We start from the raw sequence: 13,896 nt of genomic DNA, 5'->3' as shown, positions 1-13,896 counted from the left end.
GGTGTGTGAGAAAATGATGGAGTACAAGGATCCGGGCTACCTGAAAATTAAGGAAGAATTGTTCAGACATCTCAAGGTTAGTAGTGACGCTTACAAAGATTCGTATCTCATGAGAAGAATCCGTGCAAGAATGAGAAAGCTCGGCATTACAAATTTTATGGAATACTACCGACTAATAAAGATGAACAAGAAAGAACTTGATGAGTTACTTCTCACAGTCGCCATAAACGTCACGGAGTTTTTCAGAGATCCAATCGTTTGGAAAACCTTCGAAAAGAAAGTCATTCCTGAACTCGTGAAAATAAAAAAAGAACAACACAGTTCTTTGCTCAAGATATGGAGCGCTGCATGTTCTACTGGTCAGGAGCCGTATTCAATAGCGATGACACTCTATGAGGCCCTGGGAGAGAACCTCGGCGGCTTCAGGGTTCAGATACTCGCGACAGACATAGACAGGGAGGCACTTGCAGTAGCCATGCGCGGGGAGTATCCGGTTGACGTCGTCGAGAAGCAGGTGCCGAGGCATATGATTCCCAAGTACTTCACAAGAGTGAGCGAGGAGCGCTACCGCGTTTCGCCGAAGATAAAACGGCTCGTGAAATTCCAGCAGTTCAACCTCTTCAGCCCGAGGTACCCGACGGGTTTCGACGTTATATTCATCCGCAACGTGCTGATTTACATCAAGAGGGAAGCCCAGGAGGAAATATTTGCTAAACTGTACAATTCGCTCGAGGACCACGGGTTCCTGATTCTGGGTAAAACCGAGACGATACTCGGAAACGCAGCAAAGCTGTTCAAATTGTACGACCTCGTCGCTAGGATTTATCGCAAGAATCTGGAGGTGAAAAAGTATGGCCAGAATTTTGGTCGTAGATGATGCCGCCTTTATGCGCATGCTCCTGAAGAAGATACTAACACAGGGAGGCCACCAAGTTGTTGGGGAGGCCAGCAACGGAAAGGAAGCTGTCCAGAAGTATCAGGAACTCAAGCCCGACGTTGTGACTATGGACATAGTTATGCCGGAGATGGACGGAATAACAGCGGTCCGCGAAATCAAGAAGATAGACCCCAACGCCAAGATAATTATGATTACCGCCGTTGGACAGGAGAGCAAGGTCATGGAGGCCCTCAAGGCCGGAGCTTCCGGCTACATCGTCAAGCCCTTCCAGGCCCCGAAGGTCCTCGAAGAAATCAACCGCGTACTGTCCAGCTAGGGTGAGTGATGATGCCCCTGAGCTCACCCAGAAAAAAGATTAGAGTACTCGTCGTTGACGATTCAGCGTTCATGCGCAAGATACTCAGGGATATAATCAACTCCGACCCCGAGCTTGAAGTCTGTTGTGAGGCCCGCGATGGAATCGAGGCCATAAACATGGTTAAGCTCCACAAGCCCGACGTTATTACCCTCGACATCGAGATGCCCCGAATGAACGGCCTCGACGCTCTGAGGGTGATAATGAAGCAGAACCCAACGCCGGTAATAATGGTGAGCGCCCTAACGCAGGAAGGAGCTGAAGCAACGATAAAGGCCCTCGAGTACGGTGCCATAGACTTCATCCCCAAGCCGAGCTCTTCAATATCCCTCAGCATGAAGGAGATGAAGGACGAGATAATAGCGAAAATCAAGGAAGCGGCGAAGGTTCCGAGGAGGTTCCTTGAGCTAAAGAGAACGAGACTGCTGAGGGCCCAGAAAAGTAAGGTCAAGAGGAAAGGTGTTCCAGCGAGAATCGCCGTCGCGATGGCGGCTTCAACGGGCGGACCCCAGTCACTCCTCAAGGTGTTCCCGAAGTTCCCGGAGAGGCTCGGCGCGGCAATACTCCTCGTCCAGCACATGCCACCGGGCTTCACAAGGTCCTTCGCCAAAAGGCTCGACAGCGTGAGCAAAATCAACGTGAAAGAGGCAGAGGACGGCGAGCCGATTGAAGAGGACTGGGGCTACGTCGCTCCGGGAGACTACCACATGGAGGTCGAGCTAAGGCGCGGAAAGCCCGTCATAACGCTGAACAAGAAGCCGAAGATACACGGAGTTAGACCAGCGGCAGACCCCATGATGATTACCGCGGCAGAAGTTTTCGGAAGGCGAACCGTAGGGGTTGTAATGACGGGTATGGGACGCGACGGCGCTCAGGGAATAGTGGCCATCAAGAAGAAGGGCGGAATCACCATAGCGCAGGACAAGGAGACCTCGATAATCTACGGGATGCCAAAGGCCGCCGCCGAAACGGGCATGGTGGACTACATCGTCCCGCTTGATAAAATCGCAGATACCATCGTGATGGCAGTGAACAAGATTAAGCGGGGTGGTGGCGGTGGAAGACCTTTCACAGTACCTTGATGAGTTCCTTGCCGACGCGAGAGACAGGATAGACAGCCTGAGCAACGCCATACTCACGCTCGAAAAGATAGTCAAGGAAGGTGGCAGTGAGGAAGAGAAGAAGGCCATGATAGACCAGATTTTCAGAGATGCCCACACGCTCAAAGGGACTGCCGCGACGATGGGTTTCATGAAGCTGAGCGAAGTGGCGCACAAGATGGAGAACCTCTTTGACCTTGTGAGGAGCGGTAAGATAGAGCCAACGCCCGAGCTGATAGACGTCCTCCTTGAGTTCCTTGACATAATCGAGGCCATGGTTGACAACATCGAGGAAACGGGCGAGGAAGGCGACTTCGACGTTGATTCTCTCTTCGAAAAGGCCCAGAAGTTCTTTGACCAGGCCGGGGCCGGCGGAGGTAAGGACGAAAAATCCAGGAAAGAGGAAGAAAAGCCCGAGGAGGGGAAGGAAGAGGAAGGTCCGCAGGAAACGGAAGCCGGAACTGGCAACCACTATTTGGTCAAGGTTTACTTCCAGAAGGACGCACCGCTGAGGGGAGTGAGGGCCTTTCTCATCCTTTCTGACCTCGATGAGCTCGGGAACGTAATCGAGACAAACCCGGAGAGAAAAATTATCGAGGATGGGAAAGCTGACGTTGACGTGCTCGAGTTTGTTATAGAGACCGATGAAGACCCCGAGAGGATTAAGACTGTCGTTTCCAGGCATCCCGAGGTTGAGAAGGTAGAAATTCAGACCCTTGGTGGAGAGACTCTCGCAAGCGGTGAGGGTACTCAATCCGAGAGTGGTGAGAAGAGATACGAGGTAATAGTATATCTTCAAAAAGACGCTCCTCTAAAGGGTGTCCGCTCCTACCTCGTTCTCCAAGACCTCCAGAAGGTTGGATTCATCGAGAAGACAGAACCCAATGAAATCGATATTCAAAACGGTGAGCTTTTGGAAGGATATTACTTCAGAGTTATCCTTAGAACCAACCTCAAGAAGGAAGACATTGTGAAGATAATAACCAAGCACCCGGACGTTGAGAACGCCGACGTTAGAGAAATCGAGGGAGCAACTTCCCAGGCGGAGGCCCAGCCAAAGGTCGAGAAGAAAGAGAAGAGAGAAAAAGCCAAGAAACCGGAGAAAAAGGCCACCAAACCACTCGTGAAGACCCCAAAGGTCAAAATTTCCAAGATAATCAAGGTCGATGTCAGCCACCTCGACAGGCTGATGAACCTCGTTGGCGAGCTGGTTATTACCAAAGGAAGATTGGAGCAAATAGCCGAGAGGCTCGGCGACAGGGAACTCCTTGAAACCCTATCGACGCTCTCAAGGCTTCTCACGGAGTTGCAGGACGAGATAATGGAGATGCGCCTTACCCCCGTAGCAGAGGTCTTCAACAAGTTCCCGAGGATGGTCCGCGAGCTCGCTAGGAAGATGGGCAAGGAAGTCGAGTTCATCATTGAAGGCGCAGATATCGAGGTTGACAGGACGATACTCGACAAGCTCGGCGACGTTCTGGTTCACCTTCTCAGGAACGCTATAGACCACGGAATTGAACCTCCAGAGGAGCGCGAGAAGCTCGGCAAGCCGAGAACAGGAAGACTTGAACTCATAGCGAAGCGCGAGAGGAGCCACGTGGAGATAATAGTCAGGGACGATGGTAGGGGTATAGACCCGGAGAAAATCAAGAAGAAGGCAATAGAGAAAGGCCTCATCACACCGGAGCAGGCCGCGGAGATGAGCGACGAGGAGGCTATAAACCTAATCTTCCTGCCGGGGTTCAGCACGAAGGACCAGGTCACGGACGTTTCTGGAAGGGGCGTTGGAATGGACGTCGTCAAGGAGGTCGTCAAGAGCCTCAACGGGAGCATAGCGGTCTACAGCGAGGTTGGAAAGGGAACTACATTCGTCCTCAAGTTGCCGGTTAGCATGGCGATAATTCAGGCGCTCCTCATCAAGGTGCAGGACGAGGTCTACGCGGTTCCAATAAACAACATCCTTGAGAGCATCGAGATAAAGCGCGAGAACCTCAAGAGCATCGGCGGAAAGGAGGTAATAGTTCTCCGTGGCGAGATTATACCGGTCATAATGCTCCACGAGCTCTTTGGCCTGCCAATGCCCGAGCTTGAGGAGTTCCCGGCGCTGGTCGTTGATTTGGGCGCTCAGAAGGTGGCGATAGGCGTTGACGAGCTCCTCCACAAGAAGGACATAGTCATCAAGAGCCTCGGCAAGATGTTGTCCCACATCAGCGGGTTCGCAGGGGCAACGATTCTCGGCGACGGTAGCGTCGTTTTGATTATAGAGATTAACGGTCTCCTCGGAGGTGGACGCGGTGGAATCTGAGAACTACGAGGAGTACATCAAGAACCTCGACGAGATAGCGAAGAGCGCCCTGGTGGAGACCTTCAACATAGGTGCCTCCAGAGCAGCTGACACGCTCAGTGCAATGACTGGACTAACTGTAAACATAACCGTCCCGGAGATAGAGATTACCTCCATAAAAGCAGTCCCTGAGAAAGTTGGGGAGGACGTAAAGATAGCTGTCTATATCGGTTTGAGCGGAGGTTTTGAAGGGCATGCGTTCTTCTTCATGGATTTTGATGATGCACTTAAAATGTTTGACCTCATGATGGGTCAGGAGCCGGGAACGACAAAGGAGTTCGACGAGATGGTCCAGTCAGCTGTAATGGAGGCCGGCAACATTCTAATATCGGCCTTCGCCAATGCTCTCAGCGAGTTTTTAGGAACAGAAATCAACCAGACACCACCGGAGATGGCAATTGACTTTACTCCCGCAATTCTTGACTTTGCACTGGCGGATATAGGACGAAATTGTGACTATACAATGCTACTCCAGACGACAATAAAAATCGAAAACCTCCAGTTTAAGGAGCATTTTACAATTATTCCTCAACCCTCATCGATGAAGAAGATTGTTGAAACGCTGTTGGGGGGATTCGTATGAGCAAGCACAAGAGTTGGTTTTCGGAATGGTATCAGGACATATTCAGGGAAGCATCTAACATAGCGATGAGCCACGCCCTAACTGCATTATCGAACATGATAGGCGAGATAGAGATGGAACCACCATCTGTTAGTGTGATCCCAAGGGCAAAGTTTCTCCATGAAATAGCCAGTAAGGGTATTCAAAACAGCTTTGTAGTAATGTTTGATATAACTGAGGGATTAAGAGGGTTGACCATACTTCAGTTTCCAAAAGAAAGCGCCAAATCTCTAGTTTCAATGCTCTTAGGAATGGACACTGGAGATGAAGGCATAGACGAAATGGGGCGCTCAGCCATAATGGAGATAGGCAACATCCTGATTTCGGTTTACACAGACATACTGGCCAAGCTCATCGAGGAACCCGTCTCATTGAGTCCGCCCAAGCCCGCCGAAAGTCTCTACGATATCGAAAAGGAACTCTCAAGGCCCGACTTAAGGGACGTCACCGAGGTCATCATGTTCAAGACGAGGTTCTATCAAAAGGACACGGGAATAGAAAGTCTGTTTTACCTTGTGCCTACCAAAGATGCCTTTGACAAACTTGTTGGAAAGCTTGAGGCTCAAGTAAAAGATATAGAACCCGAAATTCCTCCTGAAGAAACTCTTGAGCCTGGAGAAGAAATTAGAGAGAGCAAAGTTGAAAATTCTCCGGAGAGATCAAACGAAACCAAACAAGAAATTGAGAAAACAGAGGGTTGAACCTTGCCCATGGAGATAAAGGTCGGTATCGGCGACTATGCCGTGGGAAAGAAGGAGGGGATAATCAGCACCTATGGATTGGGTAGCTGTGTCGGTATAACCCTCTACGACAGGCTCACCAAAGTTGGTGGTTTACTCCACGCCCTGTTGCCAGAGGCAAGCTACTACGGTAACAAGGGAAACCCAGCCAAGTACGTCGATACCGGCCTTCAGTTGCTCATCAGAGACATTCAGAAGCTCGGTGGAAACCCGAGAAGAGCTGAAGCAAAGCTCTTTGGGGGTGCTCACATGTTCACAAACATCTCGAATGAAAAACTAATGATAGGCAGGAGAAACGTTGAGGTGGCAAAGAGAGAGCTAAGAAAATATGGAATCAAGTTGGTTGCAGAAGACACCGGTGGAAAAGGTGGAAGAACAATCTATCTCGATCTTTCAACAGGTAAAGTGAGAATGAGAAGGGTATCAAACGGAAAAGTCATCGAAAAGATCTATTAAATCAACAAATCACGGGGGTGGTTTCATGAACTTTAAGACAAAAATTGTGGGCACCGTCGTTGTGGCCTTGTTGCTGGTAACAGTTGTAGCTAGTGCAATGATGCTCTACACAGGAAACCACACCAGCGACATAATACAGGAAAAATTAGCACCAGAAATAGATCAGGAAGCTCGAGCAATGGTTCTGGCAAAGGCCCAAGCATTGGCAAACCAGTTCAGTGGATTCTTGAGAGAAGTTGAAGTTCTCGGGAAAACTACTCAGACATTAGTTGTGCAGTCAGTTCAAGAGCTAAACAGCGAGGGAGTAAAGTTTGGAGAACCCGGATATTCCGACAAGTTGAGGCCTATTCTCTTGGAGGACTTTCAAGCAATAGCCAAAGCTGAACCTAATCTAAGCGCAGTCTACTTTGGAGATGTAAACGGCAACATGTACATATATCCCAATCAGCAACTTCCACAAGGATACGATCCTAGAAAAAGACCGTGGTATCAGGCTGCCGTTGAAAAAAAGGGACCTGTCTGGAGCAAGCCATATAAAGATGCATCTAGTGGAAAATGGGTAATAACGTACGCAGTCCCCGTGTATCTCAACGGTAAACTCATCGGTGTCGTTGGTTTGGACGTTTATATTGACACACTCTCCCAAGAGATTAAGAAAGTCAAGATTGGGGAAACAGGATACGCATATGTTGTTGCTCCAGATGGACTCGTCATAATGCACCCAGACCCAAACATAGAGATGAAACTCAACGTTTTCAATCTTTCCACAGTAAAACCTGTAGCTGACATAATTAAAAGTGGGGTTAAAGAAGCGACGACAATCTACACCTTTAGGGGAGTTAGAGCGGTAGCAGGAGGAGTCAAGATACCAGAGACTGGATGGTATGTGTTTGCCAAGGTTCCCGTCGATGAGATAAGTGCAGGGATAATAAAAGCAGTTGACGACACGCGCGAAGCTACAAAGAAATCGGCTATATACCTCACCATAATAATCCTTGCAATGTCAGCAGTCTTGGCTGGTCTGTCCTATAAAATGGTATCCAGTTCACTCAAGCCCCTCCAGAAGCTCAGTGAAGTTGCTCAAGCTCTGGCCGAGGGTAGACTTAGCGAAGTGAACAGAAAACTCAAAGAGGTTAGGTACCTTGAGAATGATGAAATTGGAGCACTTATCAAGGCCTTCGAAGCAGTTGGCAAGGACCTCGTTGGGACCTTGAACACAATCGCCACAAAACTCGAGCGTTTGGCAGAGGGTGACTTAAGCAACGGATTAAGTATGGAAGCTAAAGGGGAACTCAAGGAAATTCTAGAGGACCTTAGGGACACAACTCACAAACTCAAGAGCCTCATTGGGGAAATTGTTCAGGTCACCGACACCCTTGAGGAGAGGGCCAACGTTCTGGCAAAGATTGCCTCGGACGTTACTGAGGCCATCACTCAGGTAAACGAAGCTGTTCAGCAAGTTAGTATCGAAGCACAGAGGCAACAGGAGAGCATTAACGAGATAACCGAAGGAATGCGCTTTGTCGCTGAAACAAGCGCAGAAAGCGTTAGAGCAATGGAGGAGTTCGAGGGAGCTGTAAGCGAGGTAGTTAACATAGCAACTGAAGGCAGGGAGAAGAGTGAAATCTCAGCCCAGCAGATAGAGAGTATACAGGAAACCATGAGCAAGATTGAGCATGCAGTTACAAAGGTTGCAGAGATGAGCAGGAGCATTGAGGAGATTACTGATGTTATCACCAACATTGCCGAGCAGACGAATTTGCTCGCCTTGAATGCGGCTATCGAGGCCGCTCGTGCTGGAGAGGCAGGTAGAGGGTTTGCAGTCGTCGCTCAAGAGATCAGAAAGCTGGCCGAGGAGAGTAAACAGGCCGCGGACAACATTAAGAATATCATAGACCAGATTACAGCAGAAATCAAAGACGCGGTAGAGAGCACGGAGAAAGGTGTTCAAGTTGTTGGCGAGAGCGCAGAAACACTCAGGGAAACAATAACATACCTCACGAATATTGCCGATCTCTTACAAGAAGCCAGTGGCAGGATGGGAGAAGTTAAAGAACAGATTATTCGCACCCAAGAAGAAGTGGAAAAGGCTCTAAGGGCATTGGAAAACTTAGCTGCAAGTGCTGAAGAAACAACAGCTTCTGCTGAAGAGGTCAGCTCAGCAGTTGAAGAACAAACCGCAGCTACTGAAGAGCTTGAAAGAGCCGCCAATGACCTCAAGAACATTGTTCAACAGCTCAGAAGCATCATCAGTAAGTTCAGACTTTAGACTTTTTCATTTTTACCCATTAACCTTTCGGAGGTGAGAACATGGACTGGATAATGGTTGCAATTATCTCGATTGTAGTGTTGCTCGGCATGGTAATTACAGCATACCTAATCACAAACGCAGTAAGTAACCAGATAGGCGAGCTTTATGCAACTCTATTGGAACGAGAGCTTAAGAGTGAAAGTCCAGTAAAAAGGAAAGAGGAACCAAAAACACTCCCAAAGGAAGAAAAGAAACAAATGAGCGTCTCGGGGATTAACGAAGATGAACTTATAAAAAAGCTCCGGCAAGTTATTGACGAAAAGGTTCAGAAAGTTCTTGATGAAGCAAGGCACAAAAAGGAAAGACTACTAATGCTTCTTGATGTGGCTAGGGGCTATACCCTCGGCTACATAAGTGAAGATGAATACAATGCATTTTTGATGAAAGTTTTAGGTGAGCTAGACGAGTTTAAGCGACTATGGCTCGCACGTTTCCCAAGTCCGAAAGACAAAGAAAAACTCAATCAAGCAATTGCATATGTTGCGAGAACTAAACTGCCCATTACAATAAAGAGCAAAGATGGAAAAAGCACTATAAAGCTTCCACCAGAAGAGGCACTTATAAAAATGACAAGCAGTATCAATAGTGCGATAAGTATTTTAGATGAACTAATAGCCTCTCGTGGGGGAAACCCTGCGGTAACACCTCTCGAAGTAAAGCTATCTCAAGAATGCGAGAAGCTCCGGGCGAAGGTAGAAAAGCTAGAAAGACAGCTTGAAGAATGTCAGGCCCTCACATGAGGGCGGAAGTGATGGCCTATGTCGGTGACAGAAACAAGAGTTAAAGTAGCAATTATCTCCTCGTGGAAAGGCTCGGGTAGAATTAACTGGCGTGATGCACTTGGAATTATTCAACATGACAGGGTTATTTTGAAGTATCTCCGTATGGGTGAAGTAGTTGGTGAAGACAGCTTTCCATTTTCGAGTCTTTCTGATTTAGCAGTTAACGTTCCCGACAATTATAAGCTCAATCCTGAAAAAGAACATTTTGGTATGAAGTTTTACGTCCCTGGAAGGGGCGAGCTTACACTGATTTTGACAATTGGAGATAACCTTCTCATCTATGACGAGAAGAAGTTCAAGGAGTTTGTTCATACTATTTTCGAGACTCTCATAAACGGAAAGGCCGTGAGAATACAGCTGGCGAGGATTAAGGGCGGGGCAATAAACATGGAATCCAAATGGCAGGACGGTTCCCTTAGGATAGTCTCTGTTAAGTCTGCAAAGAAAGGAACAACTGAGAGAAACATAGTTGTCCTTGACCCTGACATGAGGCCGATTCCCATCTTCTCGGACGTCGAGGATATGGACGTTGAGGAAGTTGACATGGACGGCAAGAAGGTCCAGGCCTGGAAGATAAAACACTTCTACATAAACGAGACTGTAACGTCGTACCTTTACATTCCCGAGAAGAAGACAAGGCTCTTTATCCTGCGCTACCTGCTCAAGTACATTCCCGGTTACTTCGAGTTTATCATGAAGGTCTCAAAGGAGTTCCCGACGCTCCAAGCGGAGTTCAAGGAGGTAATGGAGAAGGAACTGAAGGAACTGGAGAGCCTCGACGAGACTGAGAAGCAAATCCTCATGGCGCTCTACTCCGGCCTCAACCCACTCGAGATACACCAGTTCCTTGGCCTCAGCGAGAGGGAAATCGAGGAAATCTACGACAGGATGATAGACAAGGGACTCCTCAAGATTGTCATGATAAGAAAAGTGGTCGACCTCACGAGGGAGGGAAGAAAAATAGTGAACAAACTAATCGAATACGGCCTCGTTTCTATGTGAGCCTCCTCCACAGCACAACGATGGCCAGGAGGACAATCAACCCGGGCCCGCAAATCGAGTTTGAGTTTTTGCTCCCCTTCATGGAATCAACGTCGACCACGTAGAAAGTTGAGCTGGCGGTTCCGACTACGGCTTTGTTGCCATTAACCGCTATGCTCCTCACGTAGCCCGTGTTTGGTAGCACGCCGAGCGTTTTTCCGTCCTCAGGGCTGATGGCGTAGAGACTGCCGACGCTGTAAACATAGGTCGTGCCGTTCTCGGTTTTGCTCTGGAACTTTCCGATACCCGCTAAAAGGACGCCGTCAGTGTATGCAAGGACCTTCACGCGGTATGGGAACTCCCTCTTCCAGAGGACTTTTCCGGAGGGCAACTCAACGGCAACGAGCGTCCCGTTCTTACCGTTAAAGCCACCAATATAGGCGGTATCGTTGAGAACGAGTATGTCCTCTGTGTAGAAAAGGCTCTCGTTGAGGAGCACCTTTCCAGCCGGGGAAACCACATAGAGACGGCCCTTCGAGTTGTCCCAGCCGGTCCCAAGGACGGCGTTGCCCTTCCATGTTTCCAAGTCCCTGACCCAGTGGCCAAAGGTAATGTTCCAGAGAAGCTTTCCTTGGGGAGAAATTCCATACAGGGAACCGAACTGGAAGCTTCCAACATAGCCAGACGGGAAGCCTGAGCTCGCATAGATGACCCCGTTTCCAACTCTAACGCGGGTAATCATGTCCTTCAATGTGACGTTCCAAATCCCGGTGAAGTTCTTCCCCAGTTTCACAGCGTAGAGATGGCCCTTTAGGTAGTGAGTACCGTTCTGCACATAGAAATCGCCGTCCCCAACATAAGCAACGTCCCCTGAGATTACAAAATCATAGAGCTTGTCGAGCGGGTTGTACATACTAACAATCCGACCATCCTTGTTGAACTCCACCAGTGCCCCAAAACTCCCTGCTATAACACCATTTTTATAGGGAACCAGCTTGACGGTATATCCTGAGGAGTTCTGCCACAGCTTAGTTCCGTTCTGGGAGAATGCCGAAAGGAAACCGAGATAATACACCTCTATAAGGCCAGATGAGTTGACAACCTGCCTGTACGAACAGGCAACGTATACTGAATCATTTGTCAGAGCAACGGCTTCAATGCTTTTCTGGTATTTAACGTTTTCACACACGGTTCCCTTCCACATCACCGTGCCGGACGCCGAGACACTTCCCAGGAAAAGAAACGCCACCAAAATTACCAAAATCACTGGAACTCTCTGCTTCATGGTCAATCCCCAAAAAGGAGTGGTGAAAAGCTTATATAAATCTTTGCGGTATTTTTCATGGTGGATAGAATGGAAGAGGAGTTCGACCTTAGGGAGGCACTGGCGACGGGCGATAGGCTCCAGGAGGTTATAGCGCGGGCAACAGTCAACAAGGAGTTTCTAAAGGAGGTCATAGAGCTCCTTGATGATGATCTCTGGACGGTCCAGAAGAACGCCCTTAAGGTTGTCGTTGAAGTACTCAGGGACATGCCGGAGCTACACGACTCCCTGATAACAAAGCTCATGGTCATGCTCAGGAAGAGTGAGGCGGTTCCATTAACCCAAGAGATAGCGAGGGCCTTTGGCGTCCTAGCAGATGTGGCCCCGGAGAAAGTTTCGAAGGTAGTACCGGTGATATTCGCCAACTACCGCGTCGGTGACCCGAAAATAAAGGTGAACGCGACCTACGTTCTGGAGGAGATAATGCGCGTCAGGCCCAGCCTGCTCGGCAACGTTTTCAGGGACATAAGCTTCATGCTCACCTCAAAGGAAACCTCCGATAAGCTCGCGGCCCTTAACTTCATCCTCGCCTTGAGCGAGAACGGGATGAAGTACATAACCCCCTTCCTGCCAAAGCTCTTCGCTCTCCTTCACGACAAGAACGAGCTCGTGCGCGCGAGTGCCGTCGAGACCCTAGTTGCTCTCGGGGAGAAGAACGAGAAGATGAGAAAAATAGTTATGTCAAAGCTCGGGGAGATAACGGACGACAAAAGTGAACTAGTTCAGAAAAAGCTTAAAGAGGGATTTTCAAGACTCGTCATGCTCGAGAGATGACTCCTCCCCAAGTTTCTCCTGGAGCAGTGTTTTGAGGGCCTCCTTGAGCTTCTCGTTTTCACGTCTCAGACGTTCGTTTTCGTCCTTTAATGATTCAGCCTCAGCCAGAAGGGACTTTATCTCAGTTAGTGTCTTCTCGAACTTTGATTTTGGTATGAACTCGCTCTTTATAACTTCAATTGCAGAGAGGGCATCCTTTGCGCCGGTTAGAGAGACGAGCTCCTTCTCAATAGTCCTGATTTCCTTAAGCTTCTCCTCGTATTTGCTTATCTTCTCGCTGAGTGCATCAACGCGCTTGGCCATCTCCTGGAAAACCACGAGCCTCTTCTTGAGCTCCTCAAGTTCACGCTCCCTCTCCACGAGCCTCTTTCTGAGCTTCTCGTTTTCTTTGGCGAGGGACCTGAGCCGGACGTTCTCCTCCACGAGCTCCTCGTAGTGTCCCTGGAGCTCCCGAAGGGCTTTGGCCAAGTCAATGCTTATTCCAAAAACCTCACGCTTGAGTTCCTCCCTGAGCTCTTCAACTTTCTCCTCAACAAGTTTGCGAAGGTGTTCATCAGCTTTTTTGCCGTAGGTTTCCTCGATTCGTTTAAAGAGCTCTGCAGGAAGGCGGTCAAGCTTTTCTTCCAGCTCGTTCATTCTCGGGACTATGGCCTCAACTCCCTCAAGGAAGAGAGTTCTCTGCTCGAGCTCGGAAATTCTTCCCTCAAGCTCCTTCAACCTTTTATCAACGGAGTAACTTAGCTCCCTGTGTGAAGTGCCAAGCTCCTCGATTTTTCTGCTTAAGTTCTCGATTTTCTCGCTGAGAAAGGAGCGTTCAATCCTGAGCTCCCTTATAACGGCGGAAATTGCCTCAAGAGCAAGAAGGGAGTAGTCACCAATGGTTTCAGACTCGGGAATAGCCGACTTAACCTCATCCCAGTTGCGGAGGGTCTTCAACTCCTCAATAACCTCGGAATGTCTGTCCCGAATGTAGTCCCATGTAAGCCTGCCCTTTGATGACTTCTTGAGCATAACTACCGACCGTAAAAAATAGCTCTCAGAATCTTAAATAGCTTTTGTGTAGGTGATTACGAGAGAAAGTTAGTGGCCGGCGGCGTTCCCGGTTTCCCGCCCCCTCCCGGAGGGCAGTACACCCGGGAACGCTGGCGGGCTTAACTTCCGGGGTCGAAACGAGACCGGGTGTAACCCCGCCGCTATGGCCGCCGTGCC

Annotated in this window: 13 protein-coding genes and 1 rRNA gene; 11 read left to right on the top strand and 3 right to left on the bottom strand. The window is 49.0% G+C overall.

Annotated elements, in window-relative coordinates:
• Positions 1 to 13 precede the first annotated feature (13 nt).
• Genes MVG27_RS09180 through MVG27_RS09135 form a run of 10 tightly spaced genes read left to right on the top strand, consistent with a single transcriptional unit; the run spans position 14 to position 10,610 of the window.
• Positions 14 to 877 (top strand): protein-glutamate O-methyltransferase CheR, encoded by an 864-nt coding sequence (locus MVG27_RS09180; RefSeq protein ID WP_297548675.1) that lies wholly within the window; start codon positions 14 to 16, stop codon positions 875 to 877.
• Positions 852 to 1,214 (top strand): response regulator, encoded by a 363-nt coding sequence (locus MVG27_RS09175; protein WP_297548654.1) that lies wholly within the window; start codon positions 852 to 854, stop codon positions 1,212 to 1,214. Before MVG27_RS09180 ends, MVG27_RS09175 begins: the two co-directional genes overlap by 26 nt.
• An 11-nt stretch (positions 1,215 to 1,225) precedes the next feature.
• Positions 1,226 to 2,335, top strand: a complete 1,110-nt coding sequence (locus MVG27_RS09170; protein ID WP_297062049.1) for a chemotaxis response regulator protein-glutamate methylesterase — start codon at positions 1,226 to 1,228, stop codon at positions 2,333 to 2,335.
• Positions 2,310 to 4,658: a chemotaxis protein CheA gene (locus tag MVG27_RS09165; protein WP_297548673.1), complete on the top strand. Its 2,349-nt coding sequence runs from the start codon at positions 2,310 to 2,312 to the stop codon at positions 4,656 to 4,658. Before MVG27_RS09170 ends, MVG27_RS09165 begins: the two co-directional genes overlap by 26 nt.
• Positions 4,648 to 5,280, top strand: coding sequence for a chemotaxis protein CheC (locus MVG27_RS09160; RefSeq protein ID WP_297548652.1), 633 nt, complete (start codon positions 4,648 to 4,650; stop codon positions 5,278 to 5,280). The genes MVG27_RS09165 and MVG27_RS09160 overlap by 11 nt, the downstream gene beginning before the upstream one ends.
• Positions 5,277 to 6,020 carry a chemotaxis protein CheC gene (locus tag MVG27_RS09155; RefSeq protein WP_366079058.1) on the top strand — a complete coding sequence of 248 codons (744 nt, stop codon included), beginning with the start codon at positions 5,277 to 5,279 and terminating at the stop codon, positions 6,018 to 6,020. The genes MVG27_RS09160 and MVG27_RS09155 overlap by 4 nt, the downstream gene beginning before the upstream one ends.
• A gap of 9 nt (positions 6,021 to 6,029) precedes the next feature.
• Complete coding sequence (locus MVG27_RS09150; protein ID WP_297548671.1) at positions 6,030 to 6,515, top strand: chemotaxis protein CheD; 486 nt, start codon at positions 6,030 to 6,032, stop codon at positions 6,513 to 6,515.
• Positions 6,516 to 6,540: 25 nt separating this feature from the next.
• The gene (locus MVG27_RS09145) at positions 6,541 to 8,784 is read left to right on the top strand and encodes a methyl-accepting chemotaxis protein (protein ID WP_297548650.1); all 2,244 of its coding nucleotides are present in this window, start codon (positions 6,541 to 6,543) and stop codon (positions 8,782 to 8,784) included.
• Between the two features lie 41 nt (positions 8,785 to 8,825).
• The gene (locus tag MVG27_RS09140; protein WP_297548648.1) at positions 8,826 to 9,566 is read left to right on the top strand and encodes a hypothetical protein; all 741 of its coding nucleotides are present in this window, start codon (positions 8,826 to 8,828) and stop codon (positions 9,564 to 9,566) included.
• 18 nt (positions 9,567 to 9,584) lie between these two features.
• The gene (locus tag MVG27_RS09135) at positions 9,585 to 10,610 is read left to right on the top strand and encodes a CheF family chemotaxis protein (RefSeq protein WP_297548646.1); all 1,026 of its coding nucleotides are present in this window, start codon (positions 9,585 to 9,587) and stop codon (positions 10,608 to 10,610) included.
• Here MVG27_RS09135 and MVG27_RS09130 read toward each other — a convergent pair.
• Complete coding sequence (locus MVG27_RS09130) at positions 10,603 to 11,874, bottom strand: hypothetical protein (RefSeq protein WP_297556558.1); 1,272 nt, start codon at positions 11,872 to 11,874, stop codon at positions 10,603 to 10,605. The genes MVG27_RS09135 and MVG27_RS09130 overlap by 8 nt on opposite strands.
• Positions 11,875 to 11,943: 69 nt before the next feature.
• On the opposite strand from MVG27_RS09130, the gene MVG27_RS09125 reads away from it, so the two are divergent.
• Positions 11,944 to 12,687, top strand: a complete 744-nt coding sequence (locus MVG27_RS09125; RefSeq protein ID WP_297548669.1) for a PH0542 domain-containing protein — start codon at positions 11,944 to 11,946, stop codon at positions 12,685 to 12,687.
• Here the strand turns inward: MVG27_RS09125 and MVG27_RS09120 are convergent.
• Complete coding sequence (locus MVG27_RS09120; protein WP_297548642.1) at positions 12,661 to 13,698, bottom strand: hypothetical protein; 1,038 nt, start codon at positions 13,696 to 13,698, stop codon at positions 12,661 to 12,663. The genes MVG27_RS09125 and MVG27_RS09120 overlap by 27 nt on opposite strands.
• A 74-nt stretch (positions 13,699 to 13,772) precedes the next feature.
• A 5S ribosomal RNA gene (gene rrf, locus MVG27_RS09115) occupies positions 13,773 to 13,894 on the bottom strand.
• Between the last annotated feature and the right edge of the window lie 2 nt (positions 13,895 to 13,896).

The organism is Thermococcus sp., assembly GCF_027011145.1.
Lineage (GTDB): Archaea > Methanobacteriota_B > Thermococci > Thermococcales > Thermococcaceae > Thermococcus.
Note: the sequence above shows the minus strand (reverse complement) of the source record. Positions and strands in the feature narration are given on the sequence as shown.

Coding starts and splice junctions, on each gene's coding strand:
- MVG27_RS09180 (WP_297548675.1), top strand. CDS start 14: ATGATGGAGTACAAGGATCCGGGCTACCTGAAAATTAAGGAAGAATTG.
- MVG27_RS09175 (WP_297548654.1), top strand. CDS start 852: ATGGCCAGAATTTTGGTCGTAGATGATGCCGCCTTTATGCGCATGCTC.
- MVG27_RS09170 (WP_297062049.1), top strand. CDS start 1,226: ATGCCCCTGAGCTCACCCAGAAAAAAGATTAGAGTACTCGTCGTTGAC.
- MVG27_RS09155 (WP_366079058.1), top strand. CDS start 5,277: ATGAGCAAGCACAAGAGTTGGTTTTCGGAATGGTATCAGGACATATTC.
- MVG27_RS09150 (WP_297548671.1), top strand. CDS start 6,030: ATGGAGATAAAGGTCGGTATCGGCGACTATGCCGTGGGAAAGAAGGAG.
- MVG27_RS09145 (WP_297548650.1), top strand. CDS start 6,541: ATGAACTTTAAGACAAAAATTGTGGGCACCGTCGTTGTGGCCTTGTTG.
- MVG27_RS09140 (WP_297548648.1), top strand. CDS start 8,826: ATGGACTGGATAATGGTTGCAATTATCTCGATTGTAGTGTTGCTCGGC.
- MVG27_RS09135 (WP_297548646.1), top strand. CDS start 9,585: ATGTCGGTGACAGAAACAAGAGTTAAAGTAGCAATTATCTCCTCGTGG.
- MVG27_RS09130 (WP_297556558.1), bottom strand. CDS start 11,874: ATGAAGCAGAGAGTTCCAGTGATTTTGGTAATTTTGGTGGCGTTTCTT.
- MVG27_RS09125 (WP_297548669.1), top strand. CDS start 11,944: ATGGAAGAGGAGTTCGACCTTAGGGAGGCACTGGCGACGGGCGATAGG.
- MVG27_RS09120 (WP_297548642.1), bottom strand. CDS start 13,698: ATGCTCAAGAAGTCATCAAAGGGCAGGCTTACATGGGACTACATTCGG.